The following is a 20,520-nucleotide window of genomic DNA, read 5'->3' on the forward strand; positions in this document are numbered from 1 at the left end:
TTAGCGCCACCCGGCGTTCGTTCGGGCAGAGGTTTACTTCAATACATACCCATAAAGCCGCTGGATCCCGTCGGCGTCTTTTTCGCTGTAAACGCCCTGCAACTCCGGCGAGAAGCCCGGTAACAGGTTAACGCCCTCTTCCAGCGCCAGGAAGTAACGCTGCACCGCCCCACCCCAGATTTCGCCAGGCACCACGCACAGCACACCCGGCGGGTACGGCAGCGCCCCTTCAGCAGCAATGCGCCCTTCGGCATCACGAATACGCACCAGTTCGACGTTACCGCGAATGTACTCCTGGTTAGCATCCTGTGGGTTCATCACCACCGCAGGCAGGCTCTCTTTGCGGAACATCGCCTTTTGCAGATCTTTCACGTTAAAACTGACGTACAGATCGTGCATCTCCTGGCACAACTGACGCAGGGTGTAGTCCCGATAGCGCACCGGGTATTTCTGATAAATGGTCGGCAGCACGTCGGCAAGCGGGGTGTCATCTTCAATGTGCTGCTCAAACTGCCCCAGCATCGCCACCAGCTGCGCCATCTTCTCGCTGCTTTCAGCAGGGGTTAGCAGGAACAGGATCGAGTTCAGATCGCATTTCTCCGGTACGATGCCATTTTCACGCAGGTAGTGCGCGAGGATGGTCGCCGGGATGCCAAACTCAGTGTAGTGACCGGTTTCCGCGTCAATACCTGGGGTGGTCAGCAGCAGCTTGCAGGGATCGACAAAATATTGCTCGCGGGCATAGCCTTCAAACCCATGCCATTTCGCGCCTGGCTCAAAGCTGAAGAAACGACGCTCGCTGGCGATGGTCGATGTCGGGTGATCCTGCCACGGACGCCCTGCCACCACGGGTGGAATAAAGGGTTTGATCATATGGCAGTTCGCAATGATCGCCTTACGCGCCTCAATGCCCAGCTCCACGCACTCCGCCCAGAGCCTGCGGCCACTTTCGCCTTCATGAATTTTTGCATTCACATCAAGCGCCGCGAACAGCGGATAAAACGGGCTGGTCGAGGCGTGCAGCATGAACGCGTTGTTAAGCCGCTTGTGCGGGCAGAAACGCGCCTGGCCACGAATATGGTTGTCTTTTTTATGGATCTGCGAGGTTTGCGAGAACCCGGCCTGCTGCTTGTGCACAGACTGGGTCACGAAAATACCCGGATCGTTCTCGTTGAGTTCCAGCAACAGCGGAGATGTTTCCGCCATCATCGGGATAAATTGCTCATAACCTACCCAGGCGGAATCAAACAGGATGTAGTCACACAGATGGCCTATCTTGTCGATTACCTGACGGGCGTTATAGATAGTGCCGTCGTAGGTGCCAAGCTGAATGATTGCCAGCCGGAACGGCCGTGCCTCGTCGGCCTTTTCCGGCGCAGCCTCGCGGATCAACTCCCGCAGATATCCATCATCAAAGCAGTGCTCATCAATACCGCCAATAAAGCCGAACGGGTTACGCGCTGCTTCGAGATACACCGGCGTAGCGCCGGCCTGGATCAGCGCACCGTGGTGGTTGGACTTATGGTTATTGCGATCGAACAGCACCAGGTCGCCACGGGTCAGCAGCGCGTTGGTGACCACCTTGTTGGCGGCAGATGTTCCGTTGAGCACGAAGTAGGTTTTATCCGCATTAAAGACTTTCGCCGCGAACTTTTGCGCGTGCTTGGCAGAACCTTCGTGAATTAACAGATCGCCGAGTTTCACATCGGCATTGCACATATCGGCGCGAAACACATTCTCACCGAAGAAATCATAGAACTGCCGTCCCGCAGGGTGTTTTTTGAAAAACGCGCCATGCTGATGCCCAGGGCAGGCAAACGTGCTGTTCCCCATCGCCACATACTGACTCAGGGTGTCAAAAAACGGCGGCAGCAGATCCTCTTCATAACGGCAGGCAGCCGTTTCCAGTTCCAGAAACTCCTGCGCTTTACCGGCGATAACTGCCGTCACGCCCTCAGGAACATCCGTTGGCTCTTGTGAGAACATAAACACCGGTAAGTGGAAGCCGGTACGCTTCAGTAACGCAAGGATGCCGCTGCAACTATCAGCGACCGTAATGACGACTGCCGCCACGTCGGTAAAATCGGTATTGTCCAGCGTCACCTTTTCGCGGTGAGTAGACACGGTGGACACCAGCTCGCGGCTGACGGCAATTTTCATTGATTTCATAAGCACAAATACCCGTTTCAGGGGAGAAAAGGCCCCGGACAGGGTAAATACCCTGCCCAACGAATGTGTCTGATCGGAATCAGCTCCGACCGCCAGACATCAGTAAAATCAGAACGCGTCTGGTTTTACTGTTGTCCTGCAGTGAGCCAGCGTTACCCTCACCGCACGGTGAGACAAGAGTAGAATAGCGTGATACGGACAGGCATTCGCGCAGCGGTAAGCAGTGTCAACATTGGCGGCTCCGTATCAGAAGAGGAGAAAATTCGCGCAATCATGTCACCTTTTATTTTAGGGTGCAAGAAGGAATCATTATGCACTTAATCATCCAAAGCTAAGCCTTTAACACCGAGTCCGTGCAATAATAATGCAATATCAATGATTAAATAACAGGAGCTTACTGTGGTTATCGGTCCTTTTATTAATGCAGGTGCCGTCTTACTGGGCGGTGTACTTGGCGCCGTATTAAGCCAGCGGTTACCGGAGCGTATTCGCTCCTCCATGCCTTCTATTTTCGGCCTTGCATCGTTAGGTATCGGTATCCTGCTGGTCATTAAATGTGCCAACCTGCCGGTGATGGTGCTCGCGACCCTGCTCGGCGCGCTAATTGGCGAGTTTTGCTATCTGGAAAAAGGGATCAACAACGCGGTAAGTAAAGCGAAGAGCCTGATTACGCGCCCGGGCAAAGCGAAGCACGGCAATCACGAGTCGTTTATTCAAAACTATGTCGCCATCATTATTCTGTTTTGCGCCAGCGGCACGGGGATATTCGGCTCGATGCAGGAAGGGATGACAGGTGACCCCAGTATATTGATTGCTAAAGCCTTTCTGGATTTATTTACCGCCACTATTTTTGCCACCACGCTTGGCATAGCGGTAGCCGCGATTTGCGTGCCGATGCTGCTTATCCAGCTGGCGCTGGCAACCTGCGCGACGCTTATCCTGCCGCTGACCACTCCGGCAATGATGGCAGATTTTACCGCCGTGGGCGGTTTGCTGCTGCTGGCAACCGGGTTGCGCATCTGCGGGATTAAGATGTTCGCAGTAGTAAATATGCTGCCTGCCCTGCTGATAGCAATGCCGCTTTCTGCGCTCTGGACACACTTTTTCGCCTGAGATGGCCACAAACTGGCGAGAGAGTGTGCAGTCTGTAACGAAAACAACAAATTTCGTTGACGCCAGAATGTGGATCGGGTTTAATGCGCCCCGTTGCCCGGATAGCTCAGTCGGTAGAGCAGGGGATTGAAAATCCCCGTGTCCTTGGTTCGATTCCGAGTCCGGGCACCACTCATTTATAACCCTCGCTTCGGCGGGGGTTTTTGCTTTTTGAGTCAACAACTTGTTGGTTTACCAGTAGTTACCTCTTTTTAATTTCCTCCGGCCCCGCTTCCCGGTGGTACAGAAAGGTGGTACAAAATGGGCATTATGATACAGCCAACAAAGAACCGTTTCGGCGTTTACCTCGTCCGTAAGGCCGTCCCCAAACACCTGCAAGGCATCCTCAATAAACGTGAGATCAAGTTTACCCTTGATACCAAAGACGTGAGGGAGGCCAGAGAACGTGCACCCGCAAAAATCATTCAGATCGACCTGATGCTAAGACGGGCTGAAGAACTACTTAAGGCAGAGCAATCGTTAACCGATGCGGATATTGAGCTGATTGCGGGTGTATGGGCTTCGAAAATCATGCAGCAGGACCAACTAATCCGTGAGCGATATCTCGTGGAGGAGCTGTTCGACGGTAAAGTAGGGCTGGTTCACTCACCAGAAAACGCGATAATTCACGACTGGCTGGAAGACCGCGAACGTAAGCCCCGCTATAAGTCACAAACATGGCAGGAAGAACGTGACGTATCTATCTGCAAACTGATGTCCATAGAGCTGGATGAAGCTCTGGAATACTCGCCAGTCGTTCTCACTCCGGCCTGGCGAAATCGTCTGGCATGGCGGCTGGCAGAACGACGTAATGAAATCACAAACACGTACCTTCTGAACCTTCGCCCAAGGCTCTATGCCATAAGCAAAGGGCTGGATTCGCTGCCGGAAGCAAAAACACCCCAAAAAACCTTCACCCAATTATTTGAGGCATACAAAGAGTTTAAGTGCCCTTCCGACGCCGAAACTATCGATAAAAAAGCGCTGGCACATGTCAAAGACTACGCCGCAGCAGCGGACCGCTTTGTTGAGATAATCGGCAACCTCGCCATTGACGACATTACTGCCGATCATATTGTTAAATTCCGGGATACGATGGCGAAGTACCCCAAGAATCTGACCAAGAAAGAGAAAGCTTTATCGTTAGCCCAAAAGCTGTCCCTGCAAAACAAAGACCACCTTACCCCAGACAGGGTGCGGAACATGCTCAACCATCTGTCGTCATTCTTTGAGCATGCTATCTACGTTAACTGGCTTAAGCACAACATCGTGAGGGATGTACGCAAACCTTCCCGGACAGCCCGTGACAGCAGCGATAAGCCCTTCACTCAACAAGAGTTGGCGAGAATGTTCTCCGGTCCTGTTTTCACTGGACAAGAAGAGCCTTACGAAGCCATGGATTACTGGATCCCGATTATCCTTTACTACACTGGCTGCCGTGTTGAGGAAATCGCACAGTTGCACAAGCGTGATATTCAGCAACGTGATGGCGTTTTGTGTATGAAATTGCAGGAGAACGAAACGCAGTCCATTAAGACAGGTAAAACGCGTTATGTTCCCGTGCCTCTTCATGTCACAGAGTTGGGCTTCACCAATTTCGTTGCCAGCAGGAGTGCCTTTCTGTTCTCTGACGAAGCCCTTGCTGAGAAGAAATACTCAACTAATTTCCGTAAGCGATTCGGCCGCTACATAAGAAACAACGGTATTGAGCGTGATGAAATATCACCGACACACAGTTTCCGTCATACATTCGTAACGAACTGCCGGAGAAACGGGGTCGCAATGGATATTCGCGACAGCATCACGGGTCACATCGACTCGAACAGAAACGAAAGCGAAAACTATGGCGACAAACCTGTAGAAACAAAATTGGAAGCCATCGAGACCATCCCAAAGTTAAATCTACGCCGAATCAAGGACTGGGGCCGTTAAGGGTACAAGCCATGAAACAGCAGACTAACTATGGAGACGTTCTAAATGTTGAAAATTCCTGATTCAGACTGGCAGACCGTTGACGGGGTCCCCCAGCTTTCCGTTGCTTTCTTGCGGAAAATGACGCCTCAGGCAGCCAGATTTACTCAATGGGCACAGCGGACACATGCCAAATTGCTCAAGGCTCCCGAAAATGTCCTGTCGTGCTGCACATCCGGCCTGATTGAAGGTGAAATTCCCGACAAAAACGGCTGGCTTACCGCTGGTGATGCCCTTACCCTGCTGACTTACAGTATCCACTCCAGCCAGAATGGGCTTCTCATAGATGCCATTGAGCAAAAATCTGGTCTGAAACTCCCGGTAAAGCCCGGCGAAAGCCGCCTTGAGGGGCAATTTGGCGTCAAATTACACGATTTGATCGTCGAACTAAGGCAACAACCACAATTCAGAAGCTATGAACTCGAACGGCAAAAGCAGGTCGGCCCCTACAGAGTGGATTTCTTCCTTACCGAGCAGTGGTATACCGATATGGCAAAAGGGGAAACTGCTAAACGCCAGTTCATCATTGAATTTGACGAGGAGGCTCACAGAACGACGCGTTATCAATTCAATGATAAACGGCGGGATCGCTGGTTACGGAAAAATCAGCCCGATGTAAAGTTAATCAGGGTCAGACATGCAGAACAGGAAGTATGGCTGGAAGCGGTTCGCCAGCTAAAGCGGTTCGTCAGTCTGGAGGATTGCTATGCCCACTGCCTGCGAATGGCCTGTATTAGCCTTTCAGAATCCACGTTAAAGATAAGCAGCGAGTCAGCCCGAAAAGCCTATGATGCAGCACATAATGAATGCAGTTTCCTTCTAAAAAGCCCACGGCAGCCTCTCAGTGAGATGGGTAAACTGCTGGACAGGCTGACAATCCCCTTTGATAAACGCAGGGACAGATACTTCCAGCGTGCAAAATTGAGGTCATACGGCATATAAACTGAAAAGTTGCATCAAAAGTTACAACAAAAGCCTAAAGGATTAGGCTTTTCTACCTGTTCAAACGTTGCAACCTTTGAAACCTAACCCCAGGACATTTATATAGATTTATAGGGTTCTATCAATTTTTATTACTCAAATTCATCTTACTCATAGCATCTTACAGATAATTATCCTTAAGCTATCAACGCTAACTCGCATTTACCAAAGGTGCAAAGTTACCGCCATATCAATACGTCGAACTGAGCGACAGCTTAATGATTTTGCTGCCTCCACTCCCCCAAAAGTTCTTTTCACGTCAGAAGTCACCAGACGTCCTGTAGGCCTCTCACGGCCTTTCTGCATTCAAGGCGTGAATCACTCCTGAACTCAGCTCAGAGGCCCGTACAGATCGTCAGGCAGGCATCCAAATCCGCTCGCTCAATCCTCCTTTCCAAGACTCCCCGCTCCGCAGGTACAAGAAATATGCAGATCACCACAGGAGGCTGAATCATGCATGATGAAATAATCACTCAGGCCCGCGAAATCCTCACTCAACGGCTCTACCGTACCGACACACTGGCATCACCGAAGGACACTGCGAGCTATCTGGCTTTACAGCTTGGCGATCGGGAGCAGGAAGTGTTCAGCGTGATATTCCTCGACAACCGGAATCACGTCCTGAACTATCAGGAAATGTTCCACGGCAGCATAGCAACAACGCCAGTCTACCCCCGCGAGATTGCCCGGCAGGCGCTTAAGCTCAACGCCGCAGCTGTTATCTGTTCCCATAATCACCCATCTGGCAACGCCGAGCCATCCGTTCAGGATAAAGCGATAACGCTCAACATTCAGAAAGTTATGGAGCTAATCGAAGTCCGACTGGTAGATCACATCGTCGTGGGCGGCGGTCAAACAGTTTCATTCGCAGAAAGGGGCTGGCTATGAACTGGAAATCCTTACTTGTTGAAGCCCTGATAATGGCTCTGACAACCTTTGCAACCGTCTTCTTCCGGGGAATGGCAGCACGCTACGCCTCAGAAGAAGATTTCCTCTAATCCCCTACTACCGCTAGACCCATACCAATAGCCCATAGCACTGGCGAAGCTCAAAGGTAAGTATAAAGGCAGAAAGGCCACAGCCCGCAGCAAATCGCAGGAAGTAATCGAGATGCTGGACAAGGGACTGAGCAAACCCGAAATCTCTCGCCAGCTAGGGATCGGTATCACCAGCATTTACCGGATTGTGCGTACGCAATCTGAAGACTAATCAGGCAATCAAAAGGGATTATTCAATGAGAAAAACAATCGGCTTAATCGCCATATTGCTAGCAAGCATCTCCACCACCGCAAAAGCCGCCGACAACGTATATGTGAAGCTCTCATGCGAAAACAACATCACCGTGAACATCACGTTAAAGAAGCAGGAAGAAGTTGGGTGGGCCGAGTTAACTACCCCAAATGGAACGCGACGAGCTAGCTTCTTGATGGGAGGTGGGAATGATCAGGGAGGCGATAGCTTAACATTTGCCAGTCGCGGTATTGGGTTCAACGTAGACTATACAGCGGATAGAAAATTCACTCTCAAGATGATCAGTGGTGGGAGTGGTGAGTATTCTTGTAACGTCATTTAGAATGGAGCAGATTGCATCCCAGCAAGCCAAATAAGGCATTCTTCCACTTCAACGGCCTCAAGCGAACCTTCTTACTCAGGCTCTGACAAAGTTCGGAGCCACACCGCAATCACTGGTTATCCATACACGTAAATATTCTTGCCATATAGCTAATGGCTGGTATTCTTCTGCCTATCAGAATGAGGATAGAACAACATGTACACATCACTTGAGCTTTGTGCCGGTGCAGGCGGTCAAGCACTCGGCCTACATCAAGCCGGCTTTAAACATCTGGCGTTGATAGACAACGATGCTCCGGCGTGTGCCACTCTTCGCCTTAACAACCTTGAACATGGTTTAGAATGGGCTGAGATCATTGAAGCAGACTTGCAGGATTTTGCCCTGACAAAAGCAGTTAGCTTTGAAGGTAAAGTTGATTTGGTTGCCGGTGGTGTTCCCTGCCCTCCCTTTTCTAAGGCAGGCAAACAGCTTGGCAAAGACGACGAACGTGATCTTTTCCCAGTAGCACTTGATATCGTATCCAAAGTTAAGCCAAAAGCCGTGTTAATCGAAAACGTCGCAGGTCTTCTCGACGCTAAGTTTGCTGAATACCGAGAGTATATCGACCAGCAGTTTGAGGCTCTTGGATACAAAACAACATGGAACCTGCTACATGCCAGTAACTATGGGGTTCCACAACTACGCCCTAGAGTGAACCTAGTGGCACTTCTCCCTCAGTATTTCGATCATTTCAAATGGCCTGAAGCATCTACAACGCCAGCTCCAACGGTTGGTGAAGCGTTATATGACCTCATGGCTTTGAATGGTTGGAAAGGTGCTGATGAGTGGAAAGATAAAGCAAATAGCATCGCTCCAACCTTGGTTGGCGGCTCCAAGAAACATGGTGGGCCTGACCTTGGCCCAACTAGAGCCAAACGCCAGTGGCAGGCCTTGCATGTTAATGGACATCGTATTGGCAATGAGCCTCCAGAGAAGGACTATAGCGGGGTTAGAGAAGGGTATGAGAATATGCCATTGCTAACGGTGAGGATGGCTGCACGAATTCAGGGTTTCCCTGATTGGTGGCAGTTCTCAGGGAAAAAGACCTCTTCCTATCGCCAAGTAGGTAACGCATTCCCGCCACCTGTAGCAAAAGCTGTCGGCAAACAGATCTACAAGGCGCTTTCAGCCATTGATCAACAAATCAATACTGCTAAGGTAGCTTAAGGCTACCTTTTTTTATATTGTTATCCACAAAAAGAGGATGGCAATGTGAATTTTCAAGAGTTTGTTGTAGTTATCGGCCAGCGACAAGCTGAGTTGAAGGCTAAAGGTCTTAAGTCAAACATTACCGCAGCACAGTGGAAGATACTTGAACACCTTTTCAAACAAGGCACTGATTTCCCGAGGGATTGGGTTCCACGAGATGTACTTCACGATTTAGTTAAACAAAGTGATTACAGAAGGCGAATTACGGAACTCGGCGATGAGATTGGTGTAGATATCGAAAGACAGTCTGAATCGCCATGGGTTTAACAGACACCTCAGAGTCATTTAAGATGGCTTAAAGAGAGGTGCCCATGAGCGGTAAGCGTTATCCCGAAGAGTTTAAAACTGAAGCAGTCAAACAGGTTGTTGATCGCGGTTATTCTGTTGCCAGCGTTGCAACACGTCTCGATATCACCACCCACAGCCTTTACGCCTGGATAAAGAAGTACGGTCCGGATTCTTCCACTAATAAAGAACAGTCAGATGCTCAGGCCGAGATCCGCCGTCTCCAGAAAGAGCTGAAACGGGTTACCGACGAACGGGACATATTAAAAAAAGCCGCGGCGTACTTCGCAAAGCTGTCCGACTGAGGTACGCCTTTATCCGTGACAACTCCTGTTGCTGGCCTGTTCGCCTGCTCTGTCGGGTGCTGGATGTTCATCCTAGTGGTTTTTACGCCTGGCTTCAGCAGCCGCATTCACAACGCCATCAGGCAGACCTGAGACTGACAGGACAGATTAAACAGTTCTGGCTGGAATCGGGATGCGTCTATGGTTATCGCAAAATCCATCTGGATCTGCGGGACAGCGGGCAACAGTGCGGAGTGAACCGGGTCTGGCGACTGATGAAACGTGTCGGGATAAAGGCTCAGGTCGGATACCGGAGCCCGCGGGCACGTAAAGGCGAGGCCAGTATCGTGTCGCCCAACAGGCTCCAGCGACAGTTCAATCCGGATGCTCCGGATGAGCGTTGGGTAACGGACATAACCTACATCAGGACCCACGAAGGCTGGCTGTATCTTGCCGTTGTTGTTGATCTGTTCTCACGCAAAATTATCGGCTGGTCCATGCAATCCCGGATGACAAAGGACATTGTCCTGAACGCACTGCTGATGGCTGTATGGCGGCGTAATCCCCAAAAACAGGTGCTGGTTCATTCGGATCAGGGCAGTCAGTACACAAGCCATGAGTGGCAGTCGTTCCTGAAATCACACGGCCTGGAGGGCAGCATGAGCCGTCGCGGTAACTGCCATGATAATGCGGTTGCAGAAAGCTTTTTCCAGTTGTTGAAACGCGAACGGATAAAGAAAAAGATCTACGGAACGCGGGAAGAAGCCCGCAGCGATATTTTTGATTACATCGAAATGTTTTATAACAGTAAGCGTCGGCATGGTTCTAGCGATCAGATGTCACCGACAGAATATGAAAACCAGTATTATCAACGGCTCGGAAGTGTCTAGATTTTCCGTGGCGATTCAGTCGGGAACAAATGCTTACCGTCTCAAATCTACAGGTCTGAATCCGGCCAACCCAAGAACCTACCTAACTGCTAGCCAAAAAAATCAATTACTTGCCCGGCAAAATTATACATGCCAAGTCTGCTCTCTTCACGACGAAGGCAACAGTACAGGTACTCTACAGGCGGATCACAAAATCCCTCTTGCTCGTGGAGGGGGTCATTCAAGCGACAACTGGCAAACGTTATGTCATGTTTGCAACGTGGGAAAACGTAATGCGTGCCAAGACTGCTTGAGAGATTGCAAGCAATGTCCATGGGCATTTCCTGAAGTGCACGGCATCAAGATTATGACCCCCTTAAGCCCAAGCGACATTCAAGGCATCATGGCACTTGGTATACCTAAAGAAGGCATTGCCAACTGGTTAGTACAACTGGCAAAACGTGAATTGAAAAGATAATTCATAGCTGACAAATGGTACAAAATGGTGGTACATTCGGAACCGAAGCGTAAAGGTAACTTACTGTTATTCGGTGATTTCGTTTATGTAGAAACGAATCCTTGGTTCGATTCCGAGTCCGGGCACCACTATTCAGAAAAACCAGCCTTAGGGCTGGTTTTTTGCTTTGTGGGGTTCCGGTCTGGTTTCTGGGCGTACAAGCGTAGCGGCCTTTTCCAGTCAGTCTGGGAATTCCATAACAGGCATCATGTGTATTTTGTTCTGCTATCCCCCTCCTCTATTGTGATAATGCCCTCTTCAGATAATGAAAAAATGTAACCACTGAGCAAATGCCTGTGGCAGAAACTGATATTTAACTCCCTCCGCAATTTTCAGAATATAGTTATAAATAATTCACCAAAACAATATCATTCATTAATCTGGATTATTTTAGTGAATGCATACATGTAAACTATAATTTATATAAAACAACAAACAGCATATAATCCAAGCAACATCTCAGGCTGTTAACCCCATAATAAACACTTACCATCATTGCGAGACAAACATATATGAACATCAGGCTGACCCTGTTTTTATGCACATCGTTATTTTTATTAAACGGTTGTGTACACTCTCCCATTGATGCAAAAAAAACAGGTCTTAAACGTGCAGATAGCAGTTTCAGCAAAAATGCAGCAACTCAACTCACTGATAAAGATATTTTCGGCAATGAAACCACGCTGGCGGTATCAGAAGAAGATATCCAGGCTGCAATTAATGGCGATAAATTCAGAGTGCCGTTGAGTTCTTCAGTTATTCTGGTTCAGTCAGGTAGCCATGCACCGGAAATGACCATGCAACAGGAGATAGGGAAATACTATCAGGTATCAACATTCTCAGGTATTCCGGACAGGCAGAAACCGCTTACCTGCAACACGGTAAAAACGGAAGAAGGTGACGCAGTACTCAGCGAAAACATGAATTATATGCAGGCGTTGCGTTATATTGCGGCAAAAGGGCAGCAAAAAGCCGTGATTGTTTATTGGGATACATTACAGACTGGAAGATATGACACCACAACCAAAACAACTCTCTGGGCAGATTACCATGGGGAAACATTGTCCGATTCCGCATCATTACGCTATCTGATACGTTTCGCCCTGGTGGATGTGGCGAGCGGAGAATGGGCCACCTGGACACCGGTTAATTACGAATACAATGTCCTCCAGCCTCAGACGGGAAAAATACCGCTGACCGAAACACAAATCGGCCAACTCAAACAAAAAACCTATGCTGCCGTGGTTAAGGATCTGGTAAATAGATATCAATGACTATTTAAATGTGAGCCTGTTTGACACAACGAAATAAAAGGCGACGTTGCTTGTCGCCAATACCAGCTTATCACCTTCACCATTTCTTCCGTATTTTCATTAATCACGTTGATCCCATGGATACCATCTATGAACATCCTGCCGGGATCATCTTCTGCCACTGCCTGTCCAGCGTAAGATTAGCAAGATGTTCCATAGTGATATTCCTTCTTTATTTACCCGGGCTACCTTCCTCTACTGCCGGTAACGGGCTTTGCTTCAACAGTAACCAACGGCTTAATACCCCATCCAGCCTTTCATCAATCTGTTTTTCCAGCATATCGTTGTTTTTTCCGGTGGAGCGCGCCTGCTGGTACTGCGTCAGCACATATTCCAGCGGGGTTTCCTGATTTAGCGTGCGCTCGGCCTGATAGATGATGGTTTTGATATAGGAGAGCGTGAACCCCGATTTCGCCTGTTCGCGCTGGACGAGCAGTTCGGCGAAGGAACGTAAATCCATTCGTGTCTGTTGCCATCCCTCTAACTTCGGGCTGCCTGCCGCCCGCTCTTTCAGGGTGGCATTCCATTGCGCCGTGACCTGCTGCTGTTGCAGACTTCCCGGCCAGCGGCTCTCTGCCAGACGGGCCATCTGCTGACCCGCCTCCAGCGGCTGTAACGGAGAAGAATGGGTTAGCTGGCGTAACCGCTGCGGATAGTCATTCAGTTTCGGTGAGGCCAACCAGAGCATCGCCGCCCCCTGCGCCGTGTCACGCACAGAGGCAATCTGTTGTTGCAGAGGATAAACCTGCCACCACCAGACAACTGCGCCAACCACAGCACTACAGAGCACCCCAGCTGCAAAACCCTTCACCGCGCGACCCGGTTTGGCTGTCACGATGGGTTGCGGGTTCATATTAAGGCCATGAACAGCCACCCTTACCTCCGGTACTTCCGGCTGTGGCGGCTCCGGTATCGTTGTGGTCTCAGTGCTTTCAGGCATATAAACCAGCGTCCGTATCACCGTTTTTGCCGACATGTCTGTCACATCCGATTCCGGCTGAGGCTCGCAGCGTTTTCGCGTGTTCTGTACAAAATAAAGCAGGTTTTCCACTCGCGGCTGGCGCTTAAGCTCCACCTGCTGAAGTTTGTCACATATTACCTGCAACGCCCGTTCCACCCGATACAACAGTGGCAGGTCTGCAACGGAATACGCCACCTGCTGGCGCAAAATATTACCCGTACGGACGTTGAACCAGTCCAGCATTTCAGTGCGCGCCAGACCTTCCTTCGGCCAGAACTTATCCCATTCACAGCCTATCAACGCCGCCAGCAACTCCACCCCCTCGCAGAACCCCGACAGCCCCTGAGTACGCGTGCGGGCCAGTGTGTAATACGTGGCGGTATGTAGATCCACTCCGTTCGTTTTGAAAATGCTCAGCGCCAGTGATTCCACGAGTTTCCAGTTCATTTCCGGATGCGCTGGATGACTGACCTTATTAATTTCTTCACGCATTGCACTGAACTCCGGCAGACCGCGCGGGTCTTTGCCAGTGATAATCGTCTGAGTTTGTATAACATTACTCATCAAAACACCTCTCTGCCGTAGTAAACTTACCCTTGTGATCAATATTTATTACTTTCGGAACCCGTCCCGGATGTCATATCTAATATGGCAGGGGATTTTTTCTGTTCTGTTTTGTCTGAATATGCTCGCTGCTTACATATTTCTTTGGTTCTGGCATAATAACTGCCGGATGAAACGATGCTTGTGGAACTACACTGGTAGTACTTGGTACCAAGCGGATAAATAGAAATTGCCATTGATAGAAGAAAACCAACGATCAATGCCCCAATAGTATTGGGTGTCACTGGAACCAGTGACTTTTGTATAACCTTTCCCGTCTTTTTTTTGTGCTTTTGTTCCACGCATGGTAAAATCAAAAAAAGCATAAAAATAAAAAATAAGTCTATCAAAACCATTACCGGAAGCAAAAGTAGAACTGGGATTTGTTTTGGATCATAGTAGACATAATCCTCCCCTCTTACTAAATCTAGTATTGATGTACTACCCATCTTGTAGAAAAAACTATAGCACTTGTTAAAGAAAAAATGAGTAACACTCCTGACAGAATACCTTTTAGATTATTCATATTCATGATATTTATATCACTCAGTTATTGTCGAACAGGTAAGGGTTACCGTGCTTGAGGTTCCAGCCTATCCCTTTCTGGTGCACCGGGAGACAATTTCCCTTCAGTTGTTGGTATATATGCCCTCTGCTTACACATTTCTTTAGTTCTGGCATAATAACTGCCGGATGAAACGATACTGGTTGATTTGCATTGATAATAGTCTGTACTAAGCGGATAGAAAGAAATAACCATTGACAAGGGTATGCCAATAACAAACGCAGCAATGGTGTAAACCATCGTCGGGATAAACATTTTTCTCCTGATAGCATCTGTTCTTTCTCTGAATGGTTTCAGAAGCAGCACGATGGATAATTCCGTAACAGCCATAGAGGGAAGCAGAATAAAAAGAGTAATTTGTTTAGGGTCATAGTAAATATAATCCTCCCTTTTAATTATCCCCATGATGGTTGTAATTCCTGTATTGTACACAAAAAACATCATACCACTCAGAGCTACAATACTAATAATAACGCAAACATACCCTTTTATTTTAACTATATTCATAATATCAATAACACCCATTCATTATCAAAAATAGGTAAGAATTACTGTACTGGAGATTCCAGCCTGTTTTTTCCTGGTTTGCCAGGAGAGCGCTCTTCTTCATTTGTTGATATATAAGCCCTCTGCTTACACATTTCTTTGGTTCTGGCATAATAACTGCCGGATGAAACGATGCTTGTTGATTTACACTGATAGTAGTCTGTACCAAGCGGATAAAAAGAAATCACCATTGACATAAATATACCAATAGCGAATGCAACAATAGCGTAAACCGTTGTAGGAATAAACAACTTTTGCATGATTACATCCGTTTTCTTTCTGAACGGCAACAAGAGGCAAATAACGAATAAATCTGCAACAACCATAGCAGGAAGCAGGAGGAACAGAGGGATTTGTTTAGGATCATAGAGAATATAATCCTCTCCTTTAATTATCCCCATAATGGTTGTGATTACTGTATTGTAAACAAACACCATTATACCAGTCAGACATATAATAATAATAATACCGTAAACATACCCTTTAACTTTTACCATATTCATAATATCAATAATGTCCATTTACCATCGAAAACAGATAGGGATTACTGTGCTGGAGATTCCAGTCCGTTACTTTCTGGTGTTCTTCCAACCCCTTTTTAATGCTTTTAATTAAACGATCTGATAAATGATATTTTTCATCCAGAACATACAGCCCATAAGTAATCAAAAAGCCTATAGCAGCAACAATCGCTATCCCTATGGCTACCGGAATAACGACACCGAATGCAGCAGCCACTCCAGTTATCACGCCCATCGCAATTTTCGTCACAAACATCGTAACAATCACCTTCGCTACATCCATCGTAATATTACCGATAAAGGTCGCAACATCGTGCTCAGATGAAAAAATAAACTCTACGACCCGCTGTGCCGCAGAAAAGTAAATACAGAAGCGGGCCCCGCTTAAAATCCCGGCATTTATTCCGGCCTTGCCAATACCTAGATCCAGTATTTTAGGGTTATTCACCGCGTAACGGGTACCATTCAAAATTCGTCGAACTGAAGGATAGCCGGTGATTTTAATATAGGTCACACCCTTATGAACGTAGGGTACCGCTTTGATACCCAGCCCTTTTAAGTTAATGACCAGTTTCCCGGCATCTTTATAGCTTACCAGTTTCGAAATATTTTTCATGCCCGATGTCGCATCTTTAATATTTCCGGAATAGGTTGTCCCTTTGTTGTAGAGCGCATTCAAAACAGCGTAGGCTTCATCTGTGTTCAGCAGCAGAATATGCTCGGTATTTTTATGCAGGACTTCTTCCAGTTTCAGCGTATCGAGCAAATAAGGATGCTGGGGAACGAGCTGATTAACAGGAACATCACCCCGTAACATATCCCCCAGATAGTCATGCCATGCAGGCTGATCGTTATTAAACCTGTTCATTACATTTTCTCCCTGGTTATAAAATGCGCTCATCCCATAGACTGTATCCACTGGTTCCCGCTGTATAATGCTCCCAGCTAATTGATTCATACGTAAACTCAATGGATTCTTCAGGCTGCCCTTCACTGTCATTGATAGTATGGGGTACCTGAAGATGAATTCCCGCAATACGGGCATTAATTAAGGCCAGCTTGTAATAGCATTCGTTCAAACCTGCACGATTTGTACGATAGAAACGAAACTCACAGCTCAGGCACTCATTTTCATTGATTGCTTTTCCCAATAACGGGGAAGATTTATCAACAGGCTTTGCTATAGTTAATACTTGGTGATTAACATTCTGCTGACGTGTCATTCCATGGGTTAACCCCAACACCATTATCTGATCGGTGTGCTCAATTTGCGCTTTATTCCCGATGGAACTCTGCGAAGAACACCCGGCAGAAATTAACCCCTGTAGTTATCCATTAAGTGTCAGATAAATTAAATTTGCCATTTTTGCTCCGAATTATCAGTTTAAATACTGAATGAAACCTTCATCAGGCACATGTCCTGACAAAGGTTTTTCCTTAGTAAAGCGTATCCGGCAGGCGGAACTGACTGAACAGACCGCCTGCAAACGGGTTATCTTGTGTGTCTGTATGGACACGGTAGGTCATCGTGCCACCGTCCACGCTGAAGCGGGCCGTAAAGGAACCGTCCTGCACGCTGGTCAGTTGTCCTGCACCAAACAGGCGGAACTGTGCCCATGGGCCGTTGAACGCGATACTGCGCGGGGCATTCCCCCCCACGCCAACCAGCGTCAGTTTGCTTTCGTTACCCTCCCGCATACTATTAGGCCACACCAGATGCGCCGTAAAACTACGCCCCTGGGTGTAATCCACCAGTTGACCATCGAGATTCAATACACTGCGGCGCTTGTTGCCCGACATCGACAGAGTTTCCACTGCAAACTGTGTCCCCAGGCCGTTTTGGCGGCTGAAGAAGATGTCGCGAATTTTCTGCGCAGAGTCTAACTGTGTGAGAACATCCTCACGGATAACGACATTGTCATCCTCGTTAATCACCTGACTGTTTTCCACGAAGAGCTTCAGGTTCTGCTGATAAAAGGTATCCAGCACACCCTCTGGTTTAAAGAAACGCTCAAACGCATCCAGCGATGCATCGTCTTTTGCACGAGGATTAAACGGATATTTATCGGCCAGCTGACTGTTAAAGGTTTTAACCACGTTGTCACGCCAGTCCAGTTCCATATAGTGAACGGCTTCAATCAGCACCACATGCCAGGCCTGATCCGCCAACTTGCTCACCCAGCGTTCAAGCGGTGCAGGCAGTGTTTTCGCCATCTGACGGGTGGTGAAAATAGGATCGCTGCTGTTCTGGTCGAGCCGCAGTTGCACGGCCTTCAGGGCTGATTTGCCGGGCACAGGTGCATTCTGTATCGCCAGCAGATAACGGTGCAGTTCGGTCAGTTGCTGGTAAACCGCCTGTAATGTACTGCCCTTATCCTTCTGCTCCTCAAGCGTGCTGTTTTCCTGGGCAAACTCATGCCCGAGGCGATTAAACAATCGCCAGTCCGGTTCGGCCTGAGCCTCTGCACGGGCTTTCTCATCCAGTTTTTCTGGCAATATCAGAGAGCGGGTATTGTCACGCAACGCCGTCAGCACCCGCTGGAAAGGCTGGTCACCACTGATAATTTGCTCCAGTGCACCCGTCACTTCCTTCAGCGATTCATAATTTCGGACGTTCAGGTTATCCATGCCAGCCCGCCAGGTGGCGGTGTAGTCGCTGATATACTGTTCTGTAAGCTGGCGTTGAATTTCAGTACGATCGGCATCGCTGTATGTCACGTTGCGCGTGAGGGCAAGTACCCAGGAGTCCATGGCAGTAAGCGTTACCAACTCATCACGCTGCTTCACAAAATAGCTTTGCAACCCGTACCGGGTCAGAAACTGAGGGATAATCAGTCGGGTATCGTCAGCAGAAACAAATACCTTATCGAAGGTCGGGCCAGTCTGGTCGCGCAGGCTGAGGTCGGCGGGCAGCACGCCCAGCGCCCGTGTTTTCAGGCTCTGGTAAACACGCTGATAAACCGGCAGTTTGCTCAGCTCTTTTTGCGCGGCCGCCACAGTTCTGTCATATGGCATCCACAGATTGATTGCGTCGGCATCGCCAATCTGGCGCTGTGCGTGCCAGTCGGTGTGCGCCAGCGCATAGTCAAGGTGGGACATCAGTTGCGCCTGAATATCCTGCTTTCCGTGGAACTGCTCGCTCCAGCGCCGGGCCATAAACTGCTTCACCACTTCATCATTGCGCCCGCTTTTGTCTTCCAGCATACGGATAACCCGCAACACGGCTAGCTTCTCTTCCGATTCCGGCGGCGCATTATTCAGGTCCTTCATCAACCCGTTGAACAGCGAGGGAAGATAGCGCTGCTCCAGCAGATGCAGGTAGGTCTGCTCCACATATGGGCCAACGCGCCTCCCCTGATACAAGCCCATATCAGCAAACCGGCTTCTGTCACCCCAGTCGCCGTAGGCCAGTGTGGCATCACGAACAGGGTTCAAAAGCGGCAGTTGTAGCTGACCGGATTCATCGGTTCCTTGCGGCGGCGGGACATCCATAAACGACTTCGCCTGTGCGAGCACGTTAAGCCCGGCACGATAGTTTTCGTTGTACCAATGATGCCAGCCTCCGGCGAGCACAAGTGCGATAACCGCGCCACACCCGGTGAAGATACTCATTCGACGGCGGGATCCTGCAAGCCACAGGCGGTTTTCTCCGGCAAAATTCGGCTCGGCAAGCAGGACTTCCGAAAACAGGGTACGGGAAAAATAGGGGGTGCTGTCCACCAGCGGCCATGCGGTCAGCGAATCACTTTGAAGACCATACTGCCGGGCGGCTGACTGGGTGAAGATATCGTCCATCTGCCCGCGTTGCAGGGAAGAGGTCAAATACACGCCGCGAAGCCAGATATCCTGATGTTCGGCATCCAGCAGTGCATCCAGCAGCGAAGCGATGACTTCTCCCGCGCCCTGTATCTGGCGAGAAAAGCTAAATGCCGCACTGCGCGCCGATGAGGACTGGATGAGCATCTGATCCACCAGCGCCTCGTTCATCTGCAGCCCCCATGCCTCCCAGAAAGCGTTCAGTTCAGTACGCCAGTCGTCGCTTTCATGGGCATTACGCGTAAACGTGACTCCCAGAATGCGGTCACGATCACGACGGTCCAGAGCCTGGAACCAGGAAGAAAATCCGGTAAGCAAATCCAGCTTCGTCAGCACAATGTAGACCGGTAACCGGGTATGAAGTGACTGGCGAACTTCCTGTAAGCGAGTTCGCAGCATCTGTACCAGCTTTTCGTGACGCCGTTTGTCTGCTGTCAGTAGATCCGGTAAATCCAGCGTCAGGATCAGGCCGTTCAGCGGCTGGCGCGTGCGTTTCTGCACCAGCCATCCCAGCCATTGTTCGCGCAGGCGTCGATGCAGTATGTCACCGTCGTTCGTTTCCGTCAGTGCTCCGTCGGTATCGAAAACCACCGCCTGTTTGCCGACATACGGTGTGATGCAAACCCGATGCTCTGTTCCCCGCAGAGCATCAGGGGTATAAATGATATCCGCCGGAAATCCTTCTCGCAGAAGCGAGGTTTTTCCACTGCCCGCCGGGCCACTCACCACGTACCAGGGCAGTTGCCACAAGTAACGGCTACTATCCAGGTGACGGTGGAGCCGCAACAACCAGCGGTCAAGATAATGCTGCTGGCGGTTAATCGCGATCGCTAGCGGATCCTGCACTTCCTGGCGCTGCTGCTTCTGCTGTTTCTCAATAAATTGCAGGCGCTTCACCACCCTGACGGTCAGCCAGATAAGTGCCAGCAACCCCCAGACGGTGGTTGCCAGCCAGCGGTTTGTCAGCGGTTTCAGCCATTGCTCACCGTAGAGCGTCCACGCAGGGCCTTTCCACCAGATCCACACCAGCAGAACAATCCATGCCAGCGCCAGCAGCCAGCCCGCTGACACCTTAAGTCGGGGCATTGCCGGTCTGAGCATGGTTCTCATTCCGCTAAACATCCGAGGGGTAGGTATTCTGAACAC

At 49.3% G+C, this 20,520-nt stretch carries 18 protein-coding genes and 1 tRNA gene; 12 read left to right on the forward strand and 7 right to left on the reverse strand.

The window, feature by feature from the left end; translation table 11 throughout:
* Window positions 1-33: 33 nt before the first annotated feature.
* Window positions 34-2,169 (reverse strand): ornithine decarboxylase, encoded by a 2,136-nt coding sequence (locus tag HV107_RS05665; RefSeq protein ID WP_182062395.1) that lies wholly within the window; start codon window positions 2,167-2,169, stop codon window positions 34-36.
* A 399-nt stretch (window positions 2,170-2,568) separates the two neighbouring features.
* Here HV107_RS05665 and HV107_RS05670 point away from each other — a divergent pair, with 399 nt between their 5' ends.
* The 12 genes from HV107_RS05670 to HV107_RS05725 all read left to right on the forward strand — a co-directional run bounded on the left by HV107_RS05670 (window position 2,569) and on the right by HV107_RS05725 (window position 12,323).
* The gene (locus tag HV107_RS05670) at window positions 2,569-3,282 is read left to right on the forward strand and encodes a DUF554 domain-containing protein (RefSeq protein WP_182062396.1); all 714 of its coding nucleotides are present in this window, start codon (window positions 2,569-2,571) and stop codon (window positions 3,280-3,282) included.
* Window positions 3,283-3,377: 95 nt separating this feature from the next.
* Window positions 3,378-3,453, forward strand: a tRNA-Phe gene (locus tag HV107_RS05675).
* 129 nt (window positions 3,454-3,582) lie between these two features.
* A complete protein-coding gene (locus HV107_RS05680; protein ID WP_182062397.1) occupies window positions 3,583-5,253 on the forward strand; it encodes a site-specific integrase in 1,671 nt (556 codons plus the stop codon).
* Between the two features lie 45 nt (window positions 5,254-5,298).
* Complete coding sequence (locus HV107_RS05685; protein ID WP_182062398.1) at window positions 5,299-6,234, forward strand: hypothetical protein; 936 nt, start codon at window positions 5,299-5,301, stop codon at window positions 6,232-6,234.
* A gap of 492 nt (window positions 6,235-6,726) precedes the next feature.
* Window positions 6,727-7,161 (forward strand): RadC family protein, encoded by a 435-nt coding sequence (radC, locus tag HV107_RS05690; RefSeq protein WP_052367192.1) that lies wholly within the window; start codon window positions 6,727-6,729, stop codon window positions 7,159-7,161.
* Between the two features lie 150 nt (window positions 7,162-7,311).
* Entirely contained in the window at window positions 7,312-7,482 is a 171-nt protein-coding gene (locus tag HV107_RS05695) for a helix-turn-helix domain-containing protein (protein WP_257589969.1), read from the forward strand.
* Between the two features lie 25 nt (window positions 7,483-7,507).
* Entirely contained in the window at window positions 7,508-7,846 is a 339-nt protein-coding gene (locus HV107_RS05700) for a hypothetical protein (RefSeq protein WP_182062399.1), read from the forward strand.
* Between the two features lie 195 nt (window positions 7,847-8,041).
* Window positions 8,042-9,052 (forward strand): DNA cytosine methyltransferase, encoded by a 1,011-nt coding sequence (locus tag HV107_RS05705; protein ID WP_106994007.1) that lies wholly within the window; start codon window positions 8,042-8,044, stop codon window positions 9,050-9,052.
* A gap of 45 nt (window positions 9,053-9,097) precedes the next feature.
* Window positions 9,098-9,361 (forward strand): hypothetical protein, encoded by a 264-nt coding sequence (locus tag HV107_RS05710; protein WP_182062400.1) that lies wholly within the window; start codon window positions 9,098-9,100, stop codon window positions 9,359-9,361.
* Between the two features lie 44 nt (window positions 9,362-9,405).
* Window positions 9,406-10,553, forward strand: a protein-coding gene (locus tag HV107_RS05715; RefSeq protein WP_172747731.1) for an IS3 family transposase whose coding sequence is annotated in 2 segments (ribosomal slippage) — window positions 9,406-9,643 and window positions 9,643-10,553 — 1,149 coding nt in all. Because the reading frame shifts where the segments join, the coding sequence is not laid out codon by codon here.
* Entirely contained in the window at window positions 10,516-11,010 is a 495-nt protein-coding gene (locus HV107_RS05720) for an HNH endonuclease (protein ID WP_182062401.1), read from the forward strand. Before HV107_RS05715 ends, HV107_RS05720 begins: the two co-directional genes overlap by 38 nt.
* Before the next feature lie 551 nt (window positions 11,011-11,561).
* Window positions 11,562-12,323 (forward strand): hypothetical protein, encoded by a 762-nt coding sequence (locus tag HV107_RS05725; protein WP_182062402.1) that lies wholly within the window; start codon window positions 11,562-11,564, stop codon window positions 12,321-12,323.
* A 211-nt stretch (window positions 12,324-12,534) separates the two neighbouring features.
* Here HV107_RS05725 and HV107_RS05730 read toward each other — a convergent pair whose 3' ends face one another.
* The 6 genes from HV107_RS05730 to tssM form a co-directional block, all read right to left on the reverse strand.
* Complete coding sequence (locus HV107_RS05730; RefSeq protein WP_182062403.1) at window positions 12,535-13,887, reverse strand: VasL domain-containing protein; 1,353 nt, start codon at window positions 13,885-13,887, stop codon at window positions 12,535-12,537.
* 610 nt (window positions 13,888-14,497) lie between these two features.
* On the reverse strand, window positions 14,498-15,016 hold the full coding sequence (locus HV107_RS05740; RefSeq protein ID WP_182062405.1) for a hypothetical protein: 519 nt from the start codon (window positions 15,014-15,016) through the stop codon (window positions 14,498-14,500).
* A gap of 23 nt (window positions 15,017-15,039) precedes the next feature.
* A complete protein-coding gene (locus tag HV107_RS05745; RefSeq protein WP_182062406.1) occupies window positions 15,040-15,558 on the reverse strand; it encodes a hypothetical protein in 519 nt (172 codons plus the stop codon).
* Window positions 15,545-16,426 carry a hypothetical protein gene (locus HV107_RS05750; RefSeq protein ID WP_182062407.1) on the reverse strand — a complete coding sequence of 294 codons (882 nt, stop codon included), beginning with the start codon at window positions 16,424-16,426 and terminating at the stop codon, window positions 15,545-15,547. Before HV107_RS05750 ends, HV107_RS05745 begins: the two co-directional genes overlap by 14 nt.
* 16 nt (window positions 16,427-16,442) lie before the next feature.
* Complete coding sequence (locus HV107_RS05755) at window positions 16,443-16,874, reverse strand: Hcp family type VI secretion system effector (protein ID WP_259349701.1); 432 nt, start codon at window positions 16,872-16,874, stop codon at window positions 16,443-16,445.
* Between the two features lie 121 nt (window positions 16,875-16,995).
* Complete coding sequence (gene tssM, locus HV107_RS05760; protein WP_182062408.1) at window positions 16,996-20,520, reverse strand: type VI secretion system membrane subunit TssM; 3,525 nt, start codon at window positions 20,518-20,520, stop codon at window positions 16,996-16,998.

It is taken from the genome of Enterobacter sp. RHBSTW-00175 (assembly GCF_013927005.1).
Classification (GTDB): Bacteria; Pseudomonadota; Gammaproteobacteria; order Enterobacterales; family Enterobacteriaceae; genus Enterobacter.

Excerpts from the sequence above, each read along its gene's own strand:
- HV107_RS05665 (WP_182062395.1), bottom strand. The coding sequence starts at position 2,169 with ATGAAATCAATGAAAATTGCCGTCAGCCGCGAGCTGGTGTCCACCGTG.
- HV107_RS05680 (WP_182062397.1), top strand. The coding sequence starts at position 3,583 with ATGGGCATTATGATACAGCCAACAAAGAACCGTTTCGGCGTTTACCTC.
- HV107_RS05685 (WP_182062398.1), top strand. The coding sequence starts at position 5,299 with ATGTTGAAAATTCCTGATTCAGACTGGCAGACCGTTGACGGGGTCCCC.
- radC (WP_052367192.1), top strand. The coding sequence starts at position 6,727 with ATGCATGATGAAATAATCACTCAGGCCCGCGAAATCCTCACTCAACGG.
- HV107_RS05700 (WP_182062399.1), top strand. The coding sequence starts at position 7,508 with ATGAGAAAAACAATCGGCTTAATCGCCATATTGCTAGCAAGCATCTCC.
- HV107_RS05705 (WP_106994007.1), top strand. The coding sequence starts at position 8,042 with ATGTACACATCACTTGAGCTTTGTGCCGGTGCAGGCGGTCAAGCACTC.
- HV107_RS05720 (WP_182062401.1), top strand. The coding sequence starts at position 10,516 with ATGAAAACCAGTATTATCAACGGCTCGGAAGTGTCTAGATTTTCCGTG.
- HV107_RS05725 (WP_182062402.1), top strand. The coding sequence starts at position 11,562 with ATGAACATCAGGCTGACCCTGTTTTTATGCACATCGTTATTTTTATTA.
- HV107_RS05730 (WP_182062403.1), bottom strand. The coding sequence starts at position 13,887 with ATGAGTAATGTTATACAAACTCAGACGATTATCACTGGCAAAGACCCG.
- HV107_RS05740 (WP_182062405.1), bottom strand. The coding sequence starts at position 15,016 with ATGGGTGTTATTGATATTATGAATATAGTTAAAATAAAAGGGTATGTT.
- HV107_RS05745 (WP_182062406.1), bottom strand. The coding sequence starts at position 15,558 with ATGGACATTATTGATATTATGAATATGGTAAAAGTTAAAGGGTATGTT.
- HV107_RS05750 (WP_182062407.1), bottom strand. The coding sequence starts at position 16,426 with ATGAACAGGTTTAATAACGATCAGCCTGCATGGCATGACTATCTGGGG.